The sequence below is a fragment of the Streptomyces sp. NPDC058051 genome (genome assembly GCF_042885475.1).
Lineage (GTDB): Bacteria > Actinomycetota > Actinomycetes > Streptomycetales > Streptomycetaceae > Streptomyces.
Genome location: NZ_JBHVRW010000005.1, coordinates 381,456 through 403,262, shown reverse-complemented (window position 1 = coordinate 403,262; position 21,807 = coordinate 381,456). Strand labels below are relative to the sequence as shown.

Annotated in this window: 19 protein-coding genes and 2 pseudogenes; 7 read left to right on the top strand and 14 right to left on the bottom strand. The window is 69.0% G+C overall.

Annotated elements, in window-relative coordinates; translation table 11 throughout:
- Positions 1 to 162: 162 nt before the first annotated feature.
- A complete protein-coding gene (locus ACFVUT_RS11760) occupies positions 163 to 1,083 on the top strand; it encodes a helix-turn-helix transcriptional regulator (protein WP_389645667.1) in 921 nt (306 codons plus the stop codon).
- A 57-nt stretch (positions 1,084 to 1,140) separates the two neighbouring features.
- Here the strand turns inward: ACFVUT_RS11760 and ACFVUT_RS11755 are convergent, their stop codons facing one another.
- From ACFVUT_RS11755 to dusB, 4 genes are all read right to left on the bottom strand, one after another.
- Positions 1,141 to 1,554, bottom strand: a complete 414-nt coding sequence (locus ACFVUT_RS11755) for a VOC family protein (protein ID WP_389645664.1) — start codon at positions 1,552 to 1,554, stop codon at positions 1,141 to 1,143.
- A 201-nt stretch (positions 1,555 to 1,755) separates the two neighbouring features.
- Complete coding sequence (locus tag ACFVUT_RS11750; RefSeq protein ID WP_389645661.1) at positions 1,756 to 2,730, bottom strand: helix-turn-helix domain-containing protein; 975 nt, start codon at positions 2,728 to 2,730, stop codon at positions 1,756 to 1,758.
- A gap of 506 nt (positions 2,731 to 3,236) precedes the next feature.
- Positions 3,237 to 5,999, bottom strand: coding sequence for a pyruvate, phosphate dikinase (ppdK, locus tag ACFVUT_RS11745; RefSeq protein WP_389645658.1), 2,763 nt, complete (start codon positions 5,997 to 5,999; stop codon positions 3,237 to 3,239).
- 745 nt (positions 6,000 to 6,744) lie between these two features.
- Positions 6,745 to 7,893 (bottom strand): tRNA dihydrouridine synthase DusB, encoded by a 1,149-nt coding sequence (dusB, locus tag ACFVUT_RS11740; RefSeq protein WP_389645655.1) that lies wholly within the window; start codon positions 7,891 to 7,893, stop codon positions 6,745 to 6,747.
- A gap of 70 nt (positions 7,894 to 7,963) precedes the next feature.
- On the opposite strand from dusB, the gene ACFVUT_RS11735 reads away from it, so the two are divergent.
- Entirely contained in the window at positions 7,964 to 9,445 is a 1,482-nt protein-coding gene (locus ACFVUT_RS11735; protein ID WP_389645652.1) for an MFS transporter, read from the top strand.
- A 181-nt stretch (positions 9,446 to 9,626) separates the two neighbouring features.
- On the opposite strand, the gene ACFVUT_RS11730 is transcribed toward ACFVUT_RS11735, so the two are convergent.
- Positions 9,627 to 10,184: a DUF3291 domain-containing protein gene (locus ACFVUT_RS11730; protein WP_389645650.1), complete on the bottom strand. Its 558-nt coding sequence runs from the start codon at positions 10,182 to 10,184 to the stop codon at positions 9,627 to 9,629.
- Positions 10,185 to 10,645: 461 nt separating this feature from the next.
- Between ACFVUT_RS11730 and ACFVUT_RS11725 the strand changes: the two genes are divergently transcribed.
- The gene (locus ACFVUT_RS11725) at positions 10,646 to 10,807 is read left to right on the top strand and encodes a hypothetical protein (RefSeq protein ID WP_389645647.1); all 162 of its coding nucleotides are present in this window, start codon (positions 10,646 to 10,648) and stop codon (positions 10,805 to 10,807) included.
- Between the two features lie 432 nt (positions 10,808 to 11,239).
- Here the strand turns inward: ACFVUT_RS11725 and ACFVUT_RS11720 are convergent, their stop codons facing one another.
- Positions 11,240 to 11,929 carry a DUF6882 domain-containing protein gene (locus tag ACFVUT_RS11720; protein WP_389645645.1) on the bottom strand — a complete coding sequence of 230 codons (690 nt, stop codon included), beginning with the start codon at positions 11,927 to 11,929 and terminating at the stop codon, positions 11,240 to 11,242.
- A 169-nt stretch (positions 11,930 to 12,098) separates the two neighbouring features.
- Here ACFVUT_RS11720 and ACFVUT_RS11715 point away from each other — a divergent pair.
- A pseudogene (locus ACFVUT_RS11715) lies at positions 12,099 to 12,962 on the top strand (hypothetical protein); the annotation flags it as partial.
- A gap of 167 nt (positions 12,963 to 13,129) precedes the next feature.
- On the opposite strand, the pseudogene ACFVUT_RS11710 reads toward ACFVUT_RS11715, so the two are convergent.
- From ACFVUT_RS11710 to ACFVUT_RS11695, 4 genes and pseudogenes are all read right to left on the bottom strand, one after another.
- Positions 13,130 to 14,133, bottom strand: a pseudogene (locus ACFVUT_RS11710) (IS5 family transposase).
- Between the two features lie 73 nt (positions 14,134 to 14,206).
- Positions 14,207 to 14,650 carry a hypothetical protein gene (locus ACFVUT_RS11705; protein ID WP_389645643.1) on the bottom strand — a complete coding sequence of 148 codons (444 nt, stop codon included), beginning with the start codon at positions 14,648 to 14,650 and terminating at the stop codon, positions 14,207 to 14,209.
- A gap of 152 nt (positions 14,651 to 14,802) precedes the next feature.
- Positions 14,803 to 15,243 (bottom strand): hypothetical protein, encoded by a 441-nt coding sequence (locus ACFVUT_RS11700; protein ID WP_389645640.1) that lies wholly within the window; start codon positions 15,241 to 15,243, stop codon positions 14,803 to 14,805.
- Positions 15,240 to 15,497: a hypothetical protein gene (locus ACFVUT_RS11695; RefSeq protein WP_389645638.1), complete on the bottom strand. Its 258-nt coding sequence runs from the start codon at positions 15,495 to 15,497 to the stop codon at positions 15,240 to 15,242. Before ACFVUT_RS11695 ends, ACFVUT_RS11700 begins: the two co-directional genes overlap by 4 nt.
- Before the next feature lie 105 nt (positions 15,498 to 15,602).
- Between ACFVUT_RS11695 and ACFVUT_RS11690 the strand changes: the two genes are divergently transcribed.
- Both ACFVUT_RS11690 and ACFVUT_RS11685 read left to right on the top strand, forming a co-directional pair.
- Positions 15,603 to 16,433 carry a Scr1 family TA system antitoxin-like transcriptional regulator gene (locus tag ACFVUT_RS11690; protein ID WP_389645793.1) on the top strand — a complete coding sequence of 277 codons (831 nt, stop codon included), beginning with the start codon at positions 15,603 to 15,605 and terminating at the stop codon, positions 16,431 to 16,433.
- Complete coding sequence (locus tag ACFVUT_RS11685; protein WP_389645635.1) at positions 16,430 to 16,639, top strand: DUF397 domain-containing protein; 210 nt, start codon at positions 16,430 to 16,432, stop codon at positions 16,637 to 16,639. The genes ACFVUT_RS11690 and ACFVUT_RS11685 overlap by 4 nt, the downstream gene beginning before the upstream one ends.
- Before the next feature lie 198 nt (positions 16,640 to 16,837).
- On the opposite strand, the gene ACFVUT_RS11680 is transcribed toward ACFVUT_RS11685, so the two are convergent.
- Positions 16,838 to 17,737, bottom strand: a complete 900-nt coding sequence (locus ACFVUT_RS11680; RefSeq protein ID WP_389645790.1) for a helix-turn-helix transcriptional regulator — start codon at positions 17,735 to 17,737, stop codon at positions 16,838 to 16,840.
- A 218-nt stretch (positions 17,738 to 17,955) separates the two neighbouring features.
- Between ACFVUT_RS11680 and ACFVUT_RS11675 the strand changes: the two genes are divergently transcribed.
- Positions 17,956 to 19,377: an MFS transporter gene (locus ACFVUT_RS11675; RefSeq protein WP_389645787.1), complete on the top strand. Its 1,422-nt coding sequence runs from the start codon at positions 17,956 to 17,958 to the stop codon at positions 19,375 to 19,377.
- 91 nt (positions 19,378 to 19,468) lie between these two features.
- On the opposite strand, the gene ACFVUT_RS11670 is transcribed toward ACFVUT_RS11675, so the two are convergent.
- The 3 genes from ACFVUT_RS11670 to ACFVUT_RS11660 form a co-directional block, all read right to left on the bottom strand.
- Positions 19,469 to 19,756, bottom strand: coding sequence for a DUF6243 family protein (locus ACFVUT_RS11670; RefSeq protein ID WP_389645632.1), 288 nt, complete (start codon positions 19,754 to 19,756; stop codon positions 19,469 to 19,471).
- A 335-nt stretch (positions 19,757 to 20,091) separates the two neighbouring features.
- Entirely contained in the window at positions 20,092 to 20,295 is a 204-nt protein-coding gene (locus tag ACFVUT_RS11665) for a hypothetical protein (RefSeq protein ID WP_389645629.1), read from the bottom strand.
- A gap of 118 nt (positions 20,296 to 20,413) precedes the next feature.
- Entirely contained in the window at positions 20,414 to 21,796 is a 1,383-nt protein-coding gene (locus tag ACFVUT_RS11660; RefSeq protein ID WP_389645626.1) for a glycine--tRNA ligase, read from the bottom strand.
- Between the last annotated feature and the right edge of the window lie 11 nt (positions 21,797 to 21,807).

The window sequence follows — 21,807 nt, the reverse complement described above, 5'->3', positions numbered from 1 at the left end:
GAAACGGGGAACGGGACCGTGTCCCCGTCCTCTGCCCCGTTCCTCCACTGAACCAGCCCTGAGCAGGGAAAAGAGGGACGAAGAGGGCCCCGTCGGTCGGGGGACGAACTGGGCCACCCTCTCTTGCCTCATGCCGGGTGCGAACGCGCGAGACTGGGTGGCATGACCCGTGAGGAGACAAGCTCCCGACTGGCGGAGTTCCTGCGCTCGGCTCGCGCCCGCCTCAGCCCGCAGGAGGCCGGACTGAAGGAGGAAGGCGTCGGCCGCCGCCGTGTGCCTGGACTACGGCGGGAAGAGCTCGCCCGCCTGGCCGGCGTGAGCGTGGACTACTACACCCGCCTGGAACAAGGCCGCAGCCCCAGCGCCTCGGCAGAGGTCCTTGACGCGCTCGCCACGGCCCTGCGCCTCGACGACGCCGAACGCGCCCACCTGCACACCGTCGCCCGCCCCACCTCGGCCCAGCGCAGGCGTCGATCCCGGCCGCAGCGTGTCCATCCCGGCACCTGGGATCTGCTGGACACCCTGGAGGCCGCCTGCCGCCCGGGCTTCGTCCTCGGCAGGCGCCTCGACGTCCTTGCCCACAACCGCCTCGCGGGACGGCTCATCACCGACTTCCGTGCCCTGCCCGCCGCGCAGCGCAACCAGGCACGCTTCGTCTTTCTCGACCCCCATGCCCGCGAGCTGTACACCCACTGGGACACCGTCGCCGCCGACACGGCCGCCATGCTCCGCCTCGACGCCGGCCGTCACCCCGACGACCCCGCCCTCAGCGCTCTCGTCGGTGACCTGTCCATACACAGCCATGAATTCCGCCGCTACTGGTCCGACAACAAGGTCCACCGGCGCACCACCGGCACCAAGGACTACCACCACCCCCTCGTCGGTGACCTCACCATCTCCTACCAGGCCCTCACCCCCGGCGACGACCCCGACCAGACCCTGTTCATCTACCGCACCGAACACGACAGTCCCTCGGAAACTTCACTGCGGCTGCTGGCCTCCTGGAACGAGCCCACGGCACCGGAGACAGCGCCGGAGCACGACCCCACCGCCCTGCGTAGCACCGGGAACCGCAGGCGCTGACATGGAAGTGGGGTCGCAGGCACGGCCTCCTACGGAGCGGGCTTCACCCGCGCCGTGTCAGCCCTGCTGTGCCTCGACGGCGGAGGGGTCCATCCACACGACCTCCCAGATGTGGTGGTTCGGGTCCTGGAAGGAACGGTTGTACATGTGACCGAAGTCCATGGGCGGGTTGGCGGCCGATCCGCCGGAGGCGAGCGCGGCATCGACCAGCTCGTCCACCTTCTCCCGGCTGTCGGCGCTCAGAGCGAGGATCACCTCGGTGGACGTCGACGCATCGGCGATCCCCTTCTTCGTGAACTCTCTGAAACGGTCCTCGGTGAGGAGCATGACGAAGATGGTGTCGCTGACGACGAGACACGCGGTGTTCTCGTCGCTGAACTGCGGGTTGCACGAGAAGCCGAGCTTGCCGAAGAAGTCCTTGGTTGCTTCAAGGTCCTTGACCGGCAGGTTCACAAAGATCATCTGAGTCATGGCCGTTCCGCTTTCTCTGCTGTTGAGAGCCCTGGTGTCGAGAGCCCTGGTGTGGGGAGCTCTGCTGTTTCGAACTCTGCTGTTTCGAACTCTGGTGCTTCGAACTCCGGTAATCCGGTGTTCGAACGCGTGACGACAGGTAGACAGTCGGGCAGCACAGAACTCATCGGTACCGGTGAGGTGATTGTCCGCTTCCCCGCATCAGCGCACGGCGAGCGGCGCGCCGCCCCGGAGCAGCGATCCGCCCAGCGGGGTCAGCGTGTGGAGGACGGAGTTGCCGTGCCGCAGGGTGTGGATCAGGCCCGCCTCGCGCAGCACACCCGCGTGTTCGCTCGCCGAGGCGAGGGAGACGCCGGCCCGGAGGGCGAGCTCGCTGGTCGTGCAGCCGTTGCCGATGGCTCTCAGGATCGCCGATCGGGTGTTGCCGAGGAGCCGGCCGAGCCAGGGCCCCGGTTCGGCGAAGACCGGGGCGCGGGAGTGGGTGACCGGGTAGACGAGCACCGGCGGGAGCCGCGGATCGCGGTGGACGACCGGGGTGACACGGCAGAAGTAGGACGGTTGGAGCAGTAACCCCCGCCCGTTCAGCTGGAGTTCACGATCGACGGGGTAGTCCGCCTCCAGCACGGGGGGCCGCCAGCGGATCATGGGCGGGAGGGAGGCCAGCAGCTCGTCCGCTCCGCCGTCCAGGAGGGCTCGGCCGCGGAAGGCGCGGTCGGCTTCGACGCTGGCCCGGATGTGCGGCCAGTACGGTTCGATCGCGGCGCGGTGGTAGGCGCGCAGGGCGCCGTCGAGCCGGGTGAGCAGTTCGGCGGGGTCGTCCGGTATGCGGCCCGCCTCGCGGCGTTCGGCGCCCAGCAGGGCGAGTTCGGCGTCGACCCGCCGGAGCGGGGTGGCGCGCAGCGCTTCGATACCGGCGTCGATGCCATAGGGCTCACCGCCTTCCCGAGAAGGTGTCAGGAAGTCCGGGAAATAGCCGCGCGGCGGAATCAGGGCGGCCAGCAGACGCACTTCGCCGGGTAAGCGGAGCCGGGTTTCCGTCCGCCACTTCCCGAACACCGTGGAGCCGCGCCGGTCCCTCAGCCGATGGAAACTCAGAACGGTTTCCCACAGCGCGTCCGGCCGGGTGGCCATCCGCACCTTGGAGAGGTCCACTCCGGTCATATGGATACGCAGCACCGAGCCCCCACCTGTTGCACCTGCAATGACCCCCCGCCCGAGGGTAGGTGATCCGTAACAGCCCGTCACCACGGGGTTTCGGCCAGAGGTGAAACGTCTCGCCCTCGCATGCCGTCTCCCGAAAAGCTGTACGGCGTCGGGTGCGGGTCCGGAGCCACCGGAAGAGCGAGTGAAGGCCGTGGGGGGTTTTGCTCGTTCGGCGGCGGTCGGCGTCGGGTACTGCTCCGCATCCGACGGGGGTAAGCCGGGTGCGGTCCGTGGATGGGGATCCAAGGACCGCACCCCGGTCCGTTCACGGCCCATTTCTTTGCGCGTCGCGTTGAAGAAACTTTGCGTAGTGAACGAAGAAAAGGCACCACTCCGAACATCTCTTCCCACCAGAACAGAACAAGGCGGCGACACCCCCGCACAGGGTGCCGCCGCCTCTGGGGATTCCGGAGCTGCCGTCGGGCCGGTGAGGGTACGGGTGAACCGACAAAGGCTCCGGAGTCAGGGGTGGTACCGGGTCAGCGGCTGTCGCTGCCCCTCGATTCCGCCGCCGCGCGGCCCGCTTCCAGGCGGGCGACGGGGATGCGGAACGGCGAGCAGGACACGTAGTCCAGGCCCACGTCGTGGAAGAAGTGCACCGACTCCGGGTCGCCGCCGTGCTCGCCGCAGACACCGAGTTTCAGGTCCGGACGTGTGGCACGGCCCGCCGCGACGGCGCTGCGCACCAGCGAGCCGACCCCGTCCTGGTCGATCGTCTCGAACGGCGACACCCCGAAGATGCCCTTCTCCAGGTACGCGGTGAAGAACGAGGCCTCCACGTCGTCCCGGGAGAAGCCCCACACCGTCTGGGTCAGGTCGTTCGTGCCGAAGGAGAAGAACTGTGCGGCCTCGGCGATCTGGCCCGCGGTCAGCGCGGCGCGCGGCAGCTCGATCATCGTGCCGATGCTGAGCTTCAGGTGGGTACCGGTGGCGGCCTCGACCTCGGCGATGACCTGGTCGGCCTCGTCGCGGACGATCTCCAGCTCCTGGACCGTGCCGACGAGCGGGATCATGATCTCGGCACGCGGGTCGCCCTTGGCGTTCTTGCGCGCCGCCGCGGCCTCGGCGATCGCCCGTACCTGCATGGCGAACAGGCCGGGGATGACGAGACCGAGACGGACCCCGCGCAGACCCAGCATCGGGTTCTGCTCGTGCAGCTTGTGCACGGCCTGGAGCAGACGCAGGTCGTTCTCGTTGGCGTCCTTGCGGGACTCGGCGAGTGCGACCCGCACCGAGAGCTCGGTGATGTCGGGCAGGAACTCATGCAGCGGAGGGTCGAGCAGCCGTACGGTGACGGGCAGTCCGTCCATCGCCTCGAACAGCTCGACGAAGTCGGTCCGCTGGAGCGGAAGCAGCTCCTCCAGCGCGGTCTCGCGCTCGGCGTCGGTGTCCGCGAGGATCAGCTTCTCGACCATCTCGCGGCGCTCACCGAGGAACATGTGCTCGGTACGGCACAGGCCGATGCCCTGGGCGCCGAAGCGGCGGGCGCGCAGCGCGTCCTCGGCGTTGTCTGCGTTGGCCCGCACCCGCAGCCGGCGCACCCGGTCCGCGTACGCCATGATCCGGTGCACGGCGGCGACCAGCTCGTCGGCGTCGTCGGCGCCCGCGTGCATCCGGCCCTCGAAGTACTCGACGACCGGGGACGGCACGACGGGGACCTCACCGAGGTACACCTTGCCGGTGGAGCCGTCGATGGAGACGACGTCGCCCTCCTCGATGACCCGGCCGCCCACCGTCATCCGGCGGCGCTTGGTGTCGACTTCGAGGTCCTCGGCGCCGCAGACACAGGTCTTGCCCATGCCGCGTGCGACGACGGCGGCGTGCGAGGTCTTGCCGCCGCGCGAGGTCAGGATGCCCTCGGCCGCGATCATGCCGTTGAGGTCGTCGGGGTTGGTCTCGCGGCGGATGAGGATGACCTTCTCGCCGGACCGGGACCACTTCACCGCGGTGTACGAGTCGAAGACGGCCTTGCCGACCGCGGCACCCGGCGACGCGGCGATGCCGCGACCGAGCAGCTCCGGCCGCTTCCCGTCGGCGACTCCCGTGTCGTCGAAGCGCGGGAACATCAGCTGCGCGAGCTGTGCCCCGTTGACCCGCTGGAGCGCCTCGGCCTCGTCGATCAGACCCTGGTCGACGAGCTGTGTCGCGATCCGGAACGCGGCACCCGCGGTGCGCTTGCCGACCCGGGTCTGGAGCATCCACAACTGGCCGCGCTCGATGGTGAACTCGATGTCGCACAGGTCCTTGTAGTGCGTTTCGAGGGTTCCCATGATCTCCATCAGCTGGTCGTACGACGTCTTGTCGATCGACTCCAGCTCGGCGAGCGGCACCGTGTTGCGGATGCCGGCGACGACGTCCTCGCCCTGCGCGTTCTGCAGGTAGTCGCCGTACACGCCCTGGTGGCCGCTGGCCGGGTCGCGGGTGAACGCGACGCCCGTACCGGAGTCGGGGCCGAGATTGCCGAAGACCATCGAGCAGACGTTGACGGCCGTCCCGAGATCGCCGGGGATGCGCTCCTGGCGGCGGTAGAGCTTGGCCCGGTCGGTGTTCCACGAATCGAAGACGGCCTTTATGGCCAGGTCCATCTGCTCGCGCGGGTCCTGTGGGAAGTCACGCCCGGCATCCCGCGAGACGATCCCCTTGAACTGCTCGACCAGCTTCTTCAGATCGGCCGCGTCCAGGTCCACGTCGACCGTGACGCCCTTGGCCTGCTTCGCCGCTTCCAGCGCCTCCTCGAAAAGATCGCCGTCGACGCCGAGGACGGTCTTGCCGAACATCTGGATGAGTCGGCGGTAGGAGTCCCACGCGAACCGGTCGTCGCCGGCCTGGGTGGCGAGACCGACCACGGACTCGTCGGAGAGGCCGATGTTGAGGACCGTGTCCATCATGCCGGGCATCGAGAACTTCGCACCGGAGCGGACCGAGACGAGCAGCGGGTCGTCCGCCTGGCCGAGCTTCTTGCCCATCCGCGCCTCAAGGGCTTCGAGGTGTGCACTGACCTCGTCGCGCAGCTCCGCCGGCTCCTCGCCACTGCCGAGGTAGACCTTGCACGCCTCGGTGGTGATGGTGAAGCCCGGAGGGACGGGAAGCCCGAGATTGGTCATCTCGGCGAGATTGGCACCCTTCCCGCCGAGCAGATCCTTCAGATCCTTGTTGCCCTCGGTGAAGTCGTAGACGAACTTCTGGCCCTGCGTGTCCCGGGATTCCGGGCTGGATACGTGGGGATCTTTGATTTCCGACACGGGCCTCGACTCCTCGAAGACGCGGTGGCTGCCCTGACGGCGAGGAACATACCCAGATCGAAGGTGCCCGGGTACGTCCACTTGCGCGTCATGAGGCTTCAACCACCCGTCCGCCAGCAGATCGAAAGTGAGACGGCCTGCCCCTCGATCGAGGGGTGCGTTCACTTCTTGAACGAATAAACGCGCTGCGCCACCAAGTCGCCCCCGGTCGACCACGCAACGCAGCGGAAGCGTCGATCGATCAAAACGAAGGACCTTGGCACCCAGTGCCACCCTTTGAGAAGTGCAGCCCCTAATTTTGCGCTCATCTGAGCACGCAAACTCTCAAGGTGGCGAGAATCACTCTACGGTCGCCGCTCAGATGTCACCATCCGGACGGCCGAGAGGCGCTTCCTGGTCACCGACAGGTCGTCGCCCCCTAGCCAAGCGTGAGAAAAGGCGGGGCACGGCGCCCGGTGCGGGCACATCAGAACTCCTCGCTGGCCGAATTCAGCCAAATGTGTCGCGATCCGCTGCTCAGATGAGCGAGGCAAAGAATGAGGCACGCGGTGCCTGTGGTGCCGCGTGCCTCACTCATGCCTACTTGCCTACTCATGCCTCACTCATGCCTCACGAAGGGCCGAGCCCTCGGAGAGCCGCGGCAGCCGACGCTGCTGGTCGGCCTGCCATGGCGGCCGACGCCGCTGGTCGGTCACGAAAGCCGTGGCGGGTCGCGTCGGCCCCTGGGAGCGGGCGCGGGGCGTTCTCAGCCGCCCGAGGTGTCCAGCTCCGCGTCCGCGCTCACGCCCGCGCAGTCGTACGGGTCCTTCAGCCAGCCGTCCGGCAGCACCACCCGGTTGTTGCCCGAGGTGCGTCCGCGCGGCCCGTCCGCCCCGTCCGGCCACGGCTGGTCCAGGTCCAGCTCCTGCAACTGGCTGCCCAGCTCGTCCAGCGACGACGTGATCGCCAGCCTCTTGCGCATCTCGGATCCCACCGAGAAGCCCTTGAGGTACCAGGCGACGTGCTTGCGGAAGTCGATCACGCCACGGGTCTCGTCACCGATCCACTCCCCCAGCAGCGTCGCGTGCCGCAGCATGACGTCGGCGACCTCGCGCAGGCCGGGCGCCCGCCTCGTCTCCGTACCCTCGAACGCGCTGACCAGGTCACCGAAGAGCCAGGGGCGGCCGAGGCAGCCGCGGCCGACGACCACGCCGTCGCAGCCGGTCTCGCGCATCATCCGGCGGGCGTCGTCCGCGGACCAGATGTCGCCGTTGCCGAGGACCGGGATCTCCGGGACGTGCTCCTTGAGGCGGGCGATGGCGTCCCAGTCGGCGGTGCCGCCGTAGTGCTGGGCGGCCGTCCTGCCGTGCAGGGCGACAGCCGTGACGCCCTCCTCGACCGCGATGCGGCCCGCGTCGAGGTAGGTGGTGTGGTCGTCGTCGATGCCCTTGCGCATCTTGATGGTGACCGGCAGATCGCCCGCCTGGGAGACCGCCTGGTTGAGGATCGCGCGCAGCAGCGGGCGCTTGTACGGGAGCGCGGAACCGCCGCCCTTGCGGGTCACCTTGGGGACCGGGCAGCCGAAGTTCAGGTCGATGTGGTCGGCGAGGTTCTCGTCGACGATCATGCGGACGGCCTTGCCGACCGTGACCGGGTCCACTCCGTACAACTGGATCGAGCGCGGGGTCTCGCTCGCGTCGAAGTGGATGAGCTGCATCGTCTTCTCATTGCGCTCGACCAGCGCCCGCGTCGTGATCATCTCACTGACGAACAGCCCCTTACCGCCGGAGAACTCCCGGCACAGGGTGCGGAACGGGGCATTGGTGATGCCGGCCATGGGGGCGAGCACCACCGGCGGCTCCACCGTGTGGGGGCCGATCCGGAGCAGCGGGAGCGAGGGGGCGAGCGTGGTCATTGCTCCATTGTCGCGTACGGCTCGGTGCGGCTCGAAGGCGGAGTTCATTAGTTAGCCGTACTATCCATGTATGCCCGAGCTGAGCCCCCACCGACGGCACCTTGTCCTGGCGATCTGCTGCATGAGCCTGCTGATCGTCAGCCTCGACAACACCGTCCTCAATGTCGCGCTGCCCTCCATGCAGAAGGAACTGCACGCCACCGTCGCGGGCATGCAGTGGACCATCGACGCGTACACCCTCGTCCTCGCCTCACTGCTGATGCTCGCCGGCTCCACCGCCGACCGGATCGGGCGCCGGAAGATCTTCCAGACCGGACTCGTCCTCTTCACCCTCGGCTCGCTGCTCTGCTCCCTGGCGCCGAACCTGGAGTCGCTGGTGGCGTTCCGGATGGTGCAGGCGGTGGGCGGCTCGATGCTCAACCCCGTCGCGATGTCGATCATCACGAACACCTTCACCGATCCGCGTGAGCGGGCCCGCGCCATCGGGGTGTGGGGTGGTGTCGTCGGCATCTCCATGGCGGCGGGCCCCCTGGTCGGCGGGCTGTTGGTGGACTCGGTCGGCTGGCGGTCGATCTTCTGGATCAATCTGCCGGTCGGTCTCGCCGCGCTGCTGCTCACCTGGCGGTACGTCCCCGAGTCCCGCGCCCCGAGACCACGCCGCCCCGACCCCGTGGGCCAGCTGCTGGTGATCGGGCTGCTCGGTTCGCTGACGTACGCGATCATCGAGGCGCCCTCGTCGGGCTGGACCTCGCCGCGGATCCTGGTGTTCGCCGTGCTCGCCGCGTGCTCGCTCATCGGGCTGTTGCTGTACGAGCCGCGGCGCGCCGAACCCCTCATCGATCTGCGGTTCTTCCGCAGCGCCCCGTTCAGCGGCGCCACCGCCATCGCGGTCTGCGCGTTCGCCGCGCTGAGCGGTTTCCTCTTCCTCAACACGTTGTACCTGCAGAACGTGCGCGGTCTGAGCGCGCTGCACGCCGGGCTGTACATGCTGCCGATGGCGGCCCTGACCTTCGTCTGCGCACCGCTGTCGGGGCGGCTCGTCGGCAGCCGGGGGCCGCGGCTGCCGCTGCTGGTGGCGGGCGTGGCCATGACGGCATGCGGGGTGCTGTTCGCCGCGTACGACGCGGAGACGGACAACGTCCTGCTGTTCACCGGCTTCGTGCTGTTCGGCATCGGCTTCGGCATGGTGAACGCGCCGATCACCAACACGGCGGTCTCCGGGATGCCGCGCGCGCAGGCGGGTGTGGCGGCGGCGGTCGCCTCGACCAGTCGGCAGATCGGCGGAACGCTCGGCGTCGCCGTGATCGGTGCGGTGCTGGCGGCGGGCGTCGCCGGTACCGGGGCACCGCGCAGCGCCCCGTACGCGGCCGGGTTCGTGGACGCGACCACACCGGCCTGGTGGATCCTCGCCGGGTGCGGGCTCTGTGTCCTGCTGGTGGGGGCGCTGACCAGCGGGCCCTGGGCGCGCGAGACAGCGCGTCGGACCGCGGAGCGGCTGGAGGCGCCGACGGACGTCCCTGCGCAGGACCGGGCTTCGGCCTCCAGGGCCTGAAGCCGCCCGCCGCCTGAGGCCGCCCGCCGCCCGCCGCCGCGCAGGACTGTACTCATCGGTGCTCGCGAGGCGGCGGGCGAAGCCCCAGGTACTGGCGGCTCCGCCGTAGCGCGGACGCATCTGTTCGCCGTCGTTCCATCGCGGCGTTCTGACAGCGAACCCAGTCGTTCACGCTTCCCTGTCAGCGAACCTGGTCGCTCTTCGGCCCGATGCCTTTGATCCTGGCCGGAGTTCCGTCCGGGGCGAACGAGTGGTGGAAGGTGAAGGCGTGCGGCGCGGAGCCGTGGTCGTGGAGGTGTTCCAGCCTGGAAACCCCGTCCTGCCAGGTGGGTATCACGCCGTCGGAGACCCACCAGAAGACGTAATTCGGGTGTGCTGTCCTCTCGAACCAGTCGTAACGCCTGTTGAGTGCCTCGCGGTGCAGACCGGTGTAGATGGCGTCGAAGGCGGGGCGGAGGTCGGTCCAGAGGGAGAGGGTCGTGGCCAGGGCGATGGTTTCCACCGTATGGCCCTTGCCGTACCAGGTCGGTACGGCAAACTCGCCCCATGCACCCCAGTCCAAGTCGAAGAACGTGCCCCGGCCGCCGTCCGCCGCTTCAGCACGAGCGAGGTACCCGGGGTGCCGGCTGATCTTCCGGTAGACGGCCTCGCCGCTGTCCTGGAATGCGCGCGTGAGAGGTGCGGGATCGGCGAGAGGTGACTTCAGGACGCCGAATGTGTACAGAGCAAGATGGGGCATGCGTCTCTCCCTGGTCGGGGGTGCCTGGTGCGGACCCGCGGGTGGCTCAGCCTGGAGTAACTCCCGTGCGACCGTGGGCGATCGCCGAGGACCAGGTGAAGGTAGCTGCCTCTGCTGGCCATGTCGAAGTTGCGTTTTCCCTGCCCAAATGGCCTCTTGTACCGGTCATTTCGGGGGCTGGGGCGGTGACGGGCGGGGCAGGCTGCGGGGTACGTGCGCCGCTGGCGTGGCCGGTTCGCCCGGGCGGGCCCGCTCGGACTGAAGGCCCGTCAACTCTGCGGCCGTCCCGCCTCGTTCACACCACCGCAGGCCGCCGAGGTCAAGGCGCCGGCCTGCCTGCCGCCTGGCGCCTGGCGCCCGCCGCCCGCCGCCCGCCGCCCGCCGAGAGTGAAGTACCGCTCTCACGCTGGTCGTGCCCGGAACTGGCCCGCGAGGCCGCCCGGCAGGGCATCGCCCTGTTCATGTCGGCGTCGACCGTGCGTCGGCGGCCGTTCCAGTGGAGGTTCACCACCTCTGACCTGGACGATCTGCTGGCCAGGCTCGACCGGCACACCGCCGATCACCACGAAGGATCCTCTGTCGCACTGTGCTGCTACAAGCGACTCGTCCGACTCACCGCATAGGACACGGTCTTGGGCAGCGGTCGGCGACCTGAAGAAAATCACTGTCCGGCACCTGGGTGAAACTGCGCTCGACCCGCTCGCGCCGTGACCCGTCATCGATCGGCGGCATGCTGAGAACAGTGAAGGTCTCGGTCAGCGTCTTGTGTGTGTTCCGGTCACCGAGCGACGCGGTGATCCCACCCAGCATCCGGCGAAGTGCCGCTCGTTCCCGTCCCTGCTCATTCGCCGATAATCGCAGGCCATGAGCCATCCGTCACGGGCACGACGAGCGCACCGACTGCCTCAACCGCTCGTCCCGATCTCGGCGCCGGTTGTGGGGCGTGATGCGCTCGGCCGGCGAGTGCCTTGCGAGGGAGCACGCCATTTGCCTGACGGTCGCCGCCACGGTACTGCCGACGTCCCGAGGAAACGTTCGACGGCACTGCCTCCGGGTCAGCCGCTGACCGTGATCCGGATGTCGCCGATCCGCCCCATCCGGTCGAAGGAGACAACGGCGGCGTTCCCGGTCGGCAGGTCGGCGATCAGCCGGTCGCCTTCCACGCGCTGCGGCACCCCGTGGTGCTCGAAGTACCCCATGACGGCCTGCTGCGGCGAACGCCCGATGAGTGAGACCCCGGCCATGAGGACGCGCGGCAGGGCGACCGGATCGAGCTCGGCGCTCGGCACCTTCGGGTCGTCGGGCAGGAAGTAGACCCGGGTGCTGGGCCCGGCGGGCTGCCCGATGTACCCGGGAGTGCTGACTACCCCCATCCCCGCGAAGGCCAGCATCTCGGCGGCCCGCCGAGGATCGTCGAACCCGGACAGATCGAGTTCGTCAGTGGTGAACTCAGGAATCCCGTGCGCCTGCCCGTACCCTGCCACGGCAGCGGACAACGCCATGACCTCACTCCCGCCGAACCCCGGATTTGCCCAGCCCCACAGCCAGGACCCCCCCTCCATGTCGTACGTCCCAAGGACACCGACCCGTAGCTGCACCTCACCCTGCTGGTATGAGCACGTCGACAGGTCCGCGCTCCACGGCGCGTCGGGCAGGAACTCCACGAGCGCCTCAAGCTGAGCAGCGCCCCAGACTGAGTGCCGTTCCGCCTCAAGCACGAACTGGTCGCTGAATCCGTTTGTCATGATCAGGAGCATAGGGGGCGAGATCCAACGACGGGTAGCCCGGGCTCCGTCCCCCGCCACCTTTTTCGTGGCTCCGCAACGGGGCCTCCGGCCTTCGGGCCCGGCATGCCACAGGTCAGGGGATATCCGACTGAGATGGAGCAGGCGCCTTCTTGAGCGGCCTGCTTGGGAGCGGACGCCTCAGGCCCTGCGCGACTCGCTCATCACACGCATCCGCGCCAACCAGCACAACGACGGCGGTTGGAACTACAGCAAGGCCGAGGGCGATCCGGGGCAGCTCGGCACCGCCGGTGACATCGACATGAACGGCGCCGCGATGGCCGCACCGTGCGTCTCCGGCGTCCCGAACACCGACCCGGACATCGCCCGGGCCACGGCGTTCCTCAAGAGCAAGCCGGTGCCCGCCGGCGGCGCCTTCAACGCCCTGTTCGGCGTCAACACCGACTCCAACGGGTGGGCCGTCTCCGGACTCAACGCCTGCGGCATCAACGCGCAGACCGGCGACTTCCTCACCTCGGAGGGCACGACCCCGGTGGACTTCCTCATCGCCCAGCAGTTCAACCCCGGCGGCGGATTCAAGTACCTGCCCAGCGACACCTCTCCCTCGGCGTACGCGTCGATCGACGGGTTGCGTGCCGTAGCCGGCGGCGGCTTCACAGCCGCCCCGCCGGTACCGACGACCAGTGGTGCCGCCCAGGGGGTGGCGCAGGGGACATTTTCGGCCGGTACTGCCACCACGTTGGCCCTGACCGTGGACGACGGTGCGGGAAACCTGAAGGTCTGCTCCGTCGCCTTCACACCCACAAGCGCCACGTCCGCCCTCGGGACCGTCCTGGACGCGGCCACGACCGCGGCCACTCCGTCCGGCTGCGTGAGCAGCGTGACTCCGTCCTCGGGCACCGGCACGATCAGCGCCCTCAACGGCAAGGCCGACAGCGGGTCGAGCACCTGGAAGGTCAGCGTCGATGGATCAGCCTTCGACAGCGCCACTCGCGGAAAGGCGGAAGGGGATGCGCTCACCTCACGGCCCGGTCGGGAGGGACTGCCCACCGTACGGACGGACCCGCGTATTTCAACCGCCCCGGCCCGCAGGTCGTGTACAGCGCCGAGGTACTGGCACAGGTTTTGCACGCGTTCGCGCAGGGTCAACAGTGACGGCGGAAGAGGCGCGACCGCTCTAGGGCGCGTATCGAGTCGTGATCAATGGGTGGTCCGGGTGAGGTCTTTGATCCAGATCATCGAGGCGCGCAGGTGGAGGCCGGCGAGGTAGCTGTCCGGTGTCTTGTCGTAGCGGGTGGCGATGCCTCGCCAGGCCTTGAGCTTGTTGATCAGGCGTTCGACGGTGTTCCGCTCTTTGTAGAGGTCCGCGTCGTGACTGACGGGCCGGCCGCCCCTGCTGCCCTTCTTCGTCCGATTGGCGGCCTGGTCCTTCTTCTCCGGGATGACTGCCTTGATGTGGCGTTTCCGCAGGTGGGCCCGGATACCGCGGGACGAGTAGGCCTTGTCCCCGGCGACCGCGTCCGGCCGGGTGCAGGGGCGGCCGACGGGCCCGCGGACCCGTATCTTCCCCAGCACGGGGATGAACTGCGGGCTGTCGGCGGCCTGTCCCGCGGTCAGGACGAACGCCAACGGGCGGCACTTGCGGTCGGCGGCAAGGTGAACCTTGCTGGTCTGCCCACCTCTGGAGCGTCCGAGGAGGGCGGCCTTCAGTCGGAGTTTTCGGCGACGCCGGATGCGTCGTCGCTCTTCCCGCTCGGGATCGGTTTCTGTGTCCGGCCCGGTTTGTTCTTCGAGGATGCCCCCTTTGATCTGGCCTTCTCCTCCTCGGCGGCGGCCTTCTCCAGCGCGGCGACGACGTCCTGTTCCAGATGCATCCCGGCGGCGTCGTGGTGAGCCCGCGCGGTGGTGGAGTCGATGCTGACCAGGGACAGGTCTACTTCGCCCCGCTTCGCGGCTTCCGCGATCAGGCCCTCCAGCAGGGCCTCGAAGACGCCGGCGTCACGCCATTGCCGGAAGCGGTTGTGGACGGTCGACCAGGCACCGAACTCCTGCGGCATCTCCCGCCACTGCCCGCCCGTCTTGAACCGCCAGATCACGCCCTCGAACTGCTGCCGAAGCCGCTCGGGGTACGGGCCGTACTCGCCGATGGGCAGGTACGGCTCGATGAACTCCCAATCCGTGTCCGCCAGTTGCACTCGCGTCATGCAAGAACATCTACCGGTCCAGGCGCCGCCGCGAGGGCGAATCCCGCAGATTGATCACGACTCGATACGTGCCCTAGCGCCCGCCCGGCGGGTCGTCCCCGTACCGCTCCCGTCGCACGTCGTCCCGGACCTGTGCGTTCAGCAGGTCCCCGAGCGGGTCGGTCACCTCCCAGGAGTGCGCGCCGGGGTGCTGGACGAAGAGCATGCAGGCGTGCGCGTCGTGGACGGACCGGTTGTTGATCACGGCGGGGCAGGCGGACAGTTCGGCGAAGCGGTACGCACGGTTCTCCGTACCGGCGTCGGTCCAGAACAGCCAGAGGTCCTGCTCGGCAGGCGCCTCGGCCGACCAGAGTTGCCCGGCGTGCTCGGTCCCGTCGTCGTGCTCGCCGAGTTCGCACAGGACGAAGTCGTCCGGGTCGAGGGCTTCCGGCGGGTTCTCGGGACCGCCCGGCATGGTGGTGAGCGCAATGAGCGCGTCCATCTCGGGAACGCCGGTGTAGGCGGAGCATTGCAGCACTTGGGTTCTCTTCTGTGGTGTGTCGGGTCAGCGCGGAGCCCCACCCCATCGGGGACTGATTCCGCAGTTGCTCGTACGTGGGCCGGGGCCGTTCGGAGTGGCCCCAGGGACCGGATCGATCCGGCAGCAGGACGGGAGTCCGGGAAGGCGGGCTACGCGTGGATCAGCGCGCCCGCGCCCGCGCCCGGCATGAACTCCGGTATGAGCAAGGGGCGGGCGGTCAGCCCGTACCAGCACGTCTCGTCACGGGCGATGAACTCGAACTCGGCTCCTGCGACCAGCCGTTGCAGCGCTTCGTCCTGACGCCGGTCGTCAGCGGCCCAGGCACGTAGCTCGGTCGGTGCGTCGAGCACGTCGGGGGCGCCGGCCACGGACAGGGGCACGGCGCGTAGCACGGAGGGGGGAATCCAGGGGGCGGCGTCGGGGTCCGGGTCCGACCCGTTCGCGAGCCGTTCGGCCTGTCCCCGCAGCCACCGGAGGGCAAGCCGGGGGGTGGCAACGAGTGTTCCGCCGAGACAGACGGTCGCCCGTTCGTCGCCCGCGTACACCTCGGCAAGCAACTGCCCTTGCGGGAGTGGGGGATTCGCGCTCACAGTCCACCCCGACTGCTTCTGAGGTTCCGCAACGCGTTCTCGACGCTCAGCCGCTCGGCCTGGGTGAGCGAGCGAACCCACTCGGGTTCGGCTTCCCACTCGGCACCCCCACCGACCGGACGCAACGACCAGTAGGGGCCGGCGACCCCACGGAACTCACCCACGCGGTTGCGACGGACATCTGCCAGTAGCGTGCCGGGGGCCGGGGCATGCGGGGGTTCCTGCCCGTTCGGAAGAGCGTTCTTCGCAGACACTGGCGACTCCTCTCCGTAGTCATTCCACTACCAGGGCGGCCCAGCGTGACCTAGAGTCGGCATATCCTCAACTTGCGATGAATGAATAGAGAGTTGGAAGCCTGGATGGTGAATCGCAAAGAACTCGACCCCGAACAATCGCCCAGTGCACGGTTCGGGCAGCGGTTACGTGCGCTGCGAGATGAACGCGGCTGGACACAGGACGAGCTGGCGGAGCGCATGGGATGCTCCGGGACGCACATTTCAGCCGTCGAAACTGGGAGACGCTCCCCAACTCGTCAGTTCGCAAAAAGCGCTGACAGGGTGTTCGGTACTGGAGACCGGCTCGAACGTCAGAGCCTCGCCCTTCGGTATACGGCGTTACTGGAGGGCTTTCCGGAGTACGTCAGGCATGAGGCACGCGCGGCCGAGATTCGGCTGTATGAGGTCGGTGTCATGCCTGGCATAGTCCAGACCCCCGAGTACGCAACGGCGTTGACAACCCGCTCCGTTGAACGGGGCGCGATCACTCCCGAACAGGGTGACGAGCGAATCAGGCTCGTCGCAGAGCGCCAAGCAGCGCTCAAGCGAACACCGCCGCCCCTGGTGTTCGTCGTGCTGGACGAAAGTTGCCTCAAAAGGCCCGTCGGCAGCTCCGCCACCATGGACGGGCAGCTAGCGCGGCTGGTCGAGTTTGCCGGACTGCCGAACACTGTGCTCCAGGTCGCTCCGTTCGACATGGGCGACCGTCGCCCGCTCAGTTTGCCGCTGTACGTCCTGACCATGGAGAACCGCGCTCTCATCTCTTACGCGGAGTCCGCGCAACGTGGCCAGCTCGAACGGGAAAGCACTTCCGTAGTGCCCCTGTTGACCGCCTACCATCAGTTGCAGGCCGAAGCGCTCTCGCAGGCGGCATCCGTGGCCGTGATCGAGCAGTTACGAAAGGGCACCCCGTGACGACCGAATCCCCCCGCTGGTTCAAGTCCTCGTACAGTGAGAACGGCGGCGCATGCGTCGAGATTGCCGCCAACCTCGTCGACTCGCTCGGCATCGTCCCTCTCCGTGACTCCAAGAACCTGGCCGGCCCGGTCCTGAACCTCCCCACCGCCGCGTTCGCTTCCTTCGTGGCGGGCGTCAAGGCCGGAGAGTTCCGCGCCGTCTGACCCGTCGGTTCAGCGCCACCCGCTTCAAGGCAGCCCCATCGTGCGCCGCATGGTGGGGCTTCACGCTGTCCGCCGTAACGTCGAAAGCCCTGTCACCCCCTCTCGGTCGACCCCCTGGAACCGGGGCCGACGGCAGCGGGCCTCTCCCTGGTTCCGATGGCGCCGCCCGGACCTGAAGGCGCCCGGTCCCGCGCGTGGTCAGGCGTCGGCGGGCTCAAGGGCCTGGAGAAGCCGCAGGCGCCGCATGGTCTCGTCGTCGGCGGGGGCGTAGGTCACCAGGCGCGGACCGGCGGACGGGCCGAGCCACAGGTCGGTGTGTTCGAGGCGGAGCAGTCCGACGTGGGCGTTGCGGAAGATCTTGGTCCGGCCGCCGGGGCCCACCACCTCGTGCCGCGCCCAGATCTCCCGGAACTCCGGAGAGGCCGCCTCCAGCCGCCCCAGGAGCGCCTTCCACGCGGGCTCGGCCAGGTGCTTGGCCATCGCCGTGCGGAACTTGGCGGCCATCAGCCGGCTCACCTCGGGGAGGTCCACGACGGCGGCACGCCAGTCCGCGTTGGTGTAGGCGAGGATCATGCAGTTGCGGTCATCGGGGTCGACGGCGTCCAGGTCGCACAGCAGCCGTCCGTAGGTCCGGTTGTACGCGAGGATGTCGTACCGGCTGTTCTGGACACAGGCCGGGAGAGGGTCGAGCTGCCGCAGCATCTGGCGCAGCGCCGGGGTGACGCTCGGGCAGTCCGCTCCGGGCGCCGGGTCGACGGCACCGGCGAGCGAGAAGAGGTGGCTGCGCTCGCTGCGGTCGAGCAGCAGGGCGCGGGCGAGTGCGTCGAGCACCTGGGGCGAGACCTGGATGTCGCGGGCCTGTTCCAGCCAGGTGTACCAGGTGACGCCGACGGCGGAGAGCTGGGCGACCTCCTCGCGGCGCAGGCCGGGGGTGCGCCGGCGGCTGCCGCGCGGCAGACCGACCTGCTCGGGGGTGATCCGCTCGCGACGGCTGCGCAGGAAATCCGCGAGTTCGTGCCGCCGGACATCGGGTTCGGAGGGCTCGGGGACCGGCGGGGCGACCGGGGCCGCTGCAGCCACTGGGACCACCGGGGCCATCGGAACCGCCGGAGCCACCGTCCGCGGCGCCTCGCTCGTACCGGACACCTCACTCGCCATGGTCGTCATACCTCCAGCGTGCCGAACAGCCGGGCGCCCTGCCAGGTGCTGCTTATACCAGGATAAAGACACTCTGGTACCCGCCTGAGGTGGCGACGATCCTCGGTGGAGTGAGTGAATCAACCGTACGGACCCACACCTCCGCCACCGCCGCCCGAATGGCGCGGCACGACCACCCCGCTCCGGTGCTCGGCGCACTCGGACTGTTCACCGTGCTCCTCGGCGCGGCGCTGCCGCTCATCGACTTCTTCATCGTGAACGTCGCGCTGCCGACGATCGACCACGATCTGGACGCGGGGCCGGCCCTGCTCGAACTGGTCGTCGCGGGCTACGGCCTCGCCTATGCCGTCCTGCTCGTCCTCGGCGGCCGGCTCGGCGACATGGCCGGGCGGCGCCGGCTCTTCCTGCTGGGTGTCGCCGCCTTCGGGATCACCTCGCTCGCCTGCGGGCTCGCCCCGGACGCCTGGACGCTGGTCGGGGCGCGGGTTGCGCAGGGTGCCGCCGCGGCGCTGATGCTGCCGCAGGTGCTCGCGACCATTCAGGCGGCCACCTCCGGAGACCGGCGCGCGCGGGCGCTGAGCCTGTACGGAGCGACGGCCGGGCTCTCGATGGTCGCGGGCCAGATCCTCGGCGGAGTTCTCGTCGCCGCCGCACCGCTGTCGTCGGTGTTCGGCGAGAGCGCGGGCTGGCGTTCGGTGTTCCTCGTGAACGTTCCGGTGGCGGCGGTGGGACTGGTCCTGGCCGCCCGCTTCGTACCGGAGACCCGCTCCGACAGGCCCGCCCCGATCGACGTGCCCGGCACGCTGCTGCTGACCGCGGCGCTGGTGACGCTGCTCGCCCCGCTGACGGAGGGGCGCGCCGCGGGCTGGCCCGCGTGGACCTGGGTGTCACTGGCGCTCTCCCCGTTCGCCGCGTACGCCTTCTACCAGGTCGAGCGGCGGGCCGACCGGCTCGGGCGGACCCCGCTGGTGCCGCCGAGCCTGTTCCGGCTGGACTCGCTGCGGCGCGGGCTGGCGCTGGTGGTGCCGTTCTCAATCGGCTTCGGCGGCTTCATGTTCGTGATCGCGGTGGCGTTGCAGCAGGGCCTGGAACTGGGGCCGGCGGCAGCGGGCCTCTCCCTCGCTCCGATGGCTCTGGCCTTCTTCATCGCGTCACTGGCGGGTCCGCGGCTGGTCCTGCGGTACGGCAGCCGGGTCGTGACCGCGGGCGGGCTGATCCAGGCGGTGGGTGTGCTGGTGCTGGCGCTCACCGTGTGGCGCGGGTGGTCCGGCCTCGGGATGCTGGGGCTGATGCCCGGGGTCGCGATCGCGGGGTTCGGGCAGGGACTGCAACTGCCCGTCCTGTTCCGCATCGTGCTCTCCGACGTACCGGCCGCGCGTGCCGGTGTGGGGGGTGGGGTGATGACGACGACTCAGCAGGCCGCGCTGGCCCTGGGCGTGGCCACGCTCGGCACGCTGTTCCTCTCCCTGGTCCCCGGCTCGGGAATGCGGGACGCACTGACCGTGACGCTGTTGGTGCAGTTGGCCGCGGTGGTGCTGACGGTGCTGCTGAGTCTGCGGCTGCCGCGCAGGGTGGGGTGAGCGCGGGGCGGCGTCGGTGCGCGGACAAGGGCGTGGGCCCGGATCACACCAGGTGATCCGGGCCCACGGTCGTACGGGTGACGAGGAGGCATCAGCTCTGCGCGGGGCTGTCCTGCTCGGACGCACCCGGCTGCGCGGAGCCGTCCTCGGACGGCTCGGTCCGCGCGGCGGATCCGGTCTGCGCGGGGGCTGATCCCGACTGTGCGGAATCCGGCCCCGACAGCGCGCGGTCACGCATCTTGCGCAGGAGCTCCTGCTTCTGGTCGGCGGCGGCCTTGCGGTCGGCGTTGCGCGCGGGGCCCGCGCCCTGCTGATCGGCGCGGGACAGCTTCTTGCGCTGTCCGCCCACACCGAGGAGGTTGTTGCGGCTCTTGGCCACGGCGTTCTCCCATTCGTGGTGAGAAGTGAGGTCTGAGGTCTGATGACGACCTGGATGCGATCCGGTGGGCGGCGGGTGGTCTGGCCCGCCGCGCGCTCACTCGTAGATCTGGAAGAACGAAGACATGCGCGAACCGTACTCCGGACCAGGCGTCCACGCACCCGGTTTTCGCCCCGGTCGGGTGATGCGCCACGGCCAGGCGGGCGTGCCCAGACAGCCGGACTCAGGCGGGCGTACTCAGGCGTGCGTGCCCACACAGCCGAGCCCAGGCGGGCGTGCCCAGCCAGCCGTGCCCACACAGCCGAGCCCAGACAGGCGTGCCCACACAGCCGGGCTCAGGTCGTCGGGTCGACCGTCGCCTGGTGGGCCTCGGCGAGATGCTCCTCGGCCTTGAGCCAGGGCAGGAACTGCACGCCCTTCCCCCAGCCGCACGTGTCGCAGCTCAGCTTCCGCTGCACCCCCGACTTCGTCACGTGGACGACATGCTCACGGCCGTGCTGATCCCATCTGCTGACCTTGCTCGTGGTCATGGACGGCATCCGAGCCTCCTGTTGACGCCTTGACGCGTGGACGCGACTGCTCAGCGTGGACAGTGTGCAACGAAGCCCCCGGCTCCGTACGGGGAACCGGAGGCTTCGTCGTGAAACCGTGGTGCCGTCAGCAGCCCAGCAGGCGGGCGGCGAGGTAGCCCTGGATCTGGTCCAGGGAGACGCGCTCCTGCTTCATGCTGTCGCGCTCACGCACGGTCACCGCGTTGTCGTCGAGGGTGTCGAAGTCGACGGTGACGCAGAACGGCGTACCGATCTCGTCCTGGCGGCGGTAGCGGCGGCCGATGGCGCCCGCGTCGTCGAACTCGATGTTCCAGTTCTGCCGCAGGTCGGCCGCGAGGCCCTTGGCCTTCGGCGACAGCTGCGGGTTGCGGGACAGCGGCAGGACGGCGACCTTGACCGGCGCGAGGCGCGGGTCCAGACGCATCACGGTGCGCTTCTCCATGACGCCCTTGGCGTTGGGCGCCTCGTCCTCGATGTAGGCGTCGAGGAGGAAGGCGAGCATCGCGCGGCCGACACCGGCCGCCGGCTCGATGACGTACGGGGTCCAGCGCTCGCCGGCCTCCTGGTCGAAGAAGAAGAGGTCCGTGCCCGAGGCCGCGGAGTGCGCCTTGAGGTCGTAGTCCGTGCGGTTGGCGACGCCCTCCAGCTCACCCCACTCGCTGCCGCCGAAGCGGAAGCGGTACTCGATGTCGGCGGTGCGCTTGGAGTAGTGCGAGAGCTTCTCCTTCGGGTGGTCGTACCAGCGCATGTTCTCCTCGCGCAGGCCCAGGCCGGTGTACCAGTTCCAGCGCTGCTCCATCCAGTACTCCTGCCACTGCTCGTCCTCGCCCGGCTTGACGAAGAACTCCATCTCCATCTGCTCGAACTCGCGCGTACGGAAGATGAAGTTGCCCGGAGTGATCTCGTTCCGGAAGGACTTGCCCATCTGGGCGATGCCGAACGGCGGCTTCTTGCGCGAAGTCTGCTGCACCTGGGCGAAGTTGGTGAAGATGCCCTGGGCCGTCTCGGGACGCAGGTAGGCGACCGAGCCGGAGTCCTGGGTCGGGCCGAGGTGGGTGGAGAGCAGACCCGAGAACTGCTTGGGCTCGGTGAAGGTGCCCTTGTTGCCGCAGTTGGGGCAGTTGAGCTCCGTCAGGCCGTTCGCGGGCGCGTGGCCGTGCTTCTCCTCGTACGCCTCCTCCAGGTGGTCGGCGCGGAAGCGCTTGTGGCAGGAGGTGCACTCGGTCAGCGGGTCGGTGAACGTGGCGACGTGGCCGGAGGCGACCCACACCTCGGGGGCCAGGATGACCGACGAGTCGAGTCCGACCACGTCCTCGCGCGAGGTGACCATGTAGCGCCACCACTGGCGCTTGAGGTTCTCCTTCAGCTCGACGCCCAGCGGCCCGTAGTCCCAGGCGGCCCGCTGGCCACCGTAGATCTCACTGCAGGGATAGACGAAGCCACGGCGCTTGCTCAGGCTGACGATGGAGTCGATCTTGTCGGCGGCCACGGTGCTCTCTT

Excerpts from the sequence above, each read along its gene's own strand:
- ACFVUT_RS11760 (WP_389645667.1), top strand. The coding sequence starts at position 163 with ATGACCCGTGAGGAGACAAGCTCCCGACTGGCGGAGTTCCTGCGCTCG.
- ACFVUT_RS11755 (WP_389645664.1), bottom strand. The coding sequence starts at position 1,554 with ATGACTCAGATGATCTTTGTGAACCTGCCGGTCAAGGACCTTGAAGCA.
- dusB (WP_389645655.1), bottom strand. The coding sequence starts at position 7,893 with ATGACCACGCTCGCCCCCTCGCTCCCGCTGCTCCGGATCGGCCCCCAC.
- ACFVUT_RS11735 (WP_389645652.1), top strand. The coding sequence starts at position 7,964 with ATGCCCGAGCTGAGCCCCCACCGACGGCACCTTGTCCTGGCGATCTGC.
- ACFVUT_RS11730 (WP_389645650.1), bottom strand. The coding sequence starts at position 10,184 with ATGCCCCATCTTGCTCTGTACACATTCGGCGTCCTGAAGTCACCTCTC.
- ACFVUT_RS11725 (WP_389645647.1), top strand. The coding sequence starts at position 10,646 with ATGTCGGCGTCGACCGTGCGTCGGCGGCCGTTCCAGTGGAGGTTCACC.
- ACFVUT_RS11720 (WP_389645645.1), bottom strand. The coding sequence starts at position 11,929 with ATGACAAACGGATTCAGCGACCAGTTCGTGCTTGAGGCGGAACGGCAC.
- ACFVUT_RS11690 (WP_389645793.1), top strand. The coding sequence starts at position 15,603 with ATGGTGAATCGCAAAGAACTCGACCCCGAACAATCGCCCAGTGCACGG.
- ACFVUT_RS11680 (WP_389645790.1), bottom strand. The coding sequence starts at position 17,737 with ATGGCCCCGGTGGTCCCAGTGGCTGCAGCGGCCCCGGTCGCCCCGCCG.
- ACFVUT_RS11675 (WP_389645787.1), top strand. The coding sequence starts at position 17,956 with ATGGCGCGGCACGACCACCCCGCTCCGGTGCTCGGCGCACTCGGACTG.
- ACFVUT_RS11665 (WP_389645629.1), bottom strand. The coding sequence starts at position 20,295 with ATGCCGTCCATGACCACGAGCAAGGTCAGCAGATGGGATCAGCACGGC.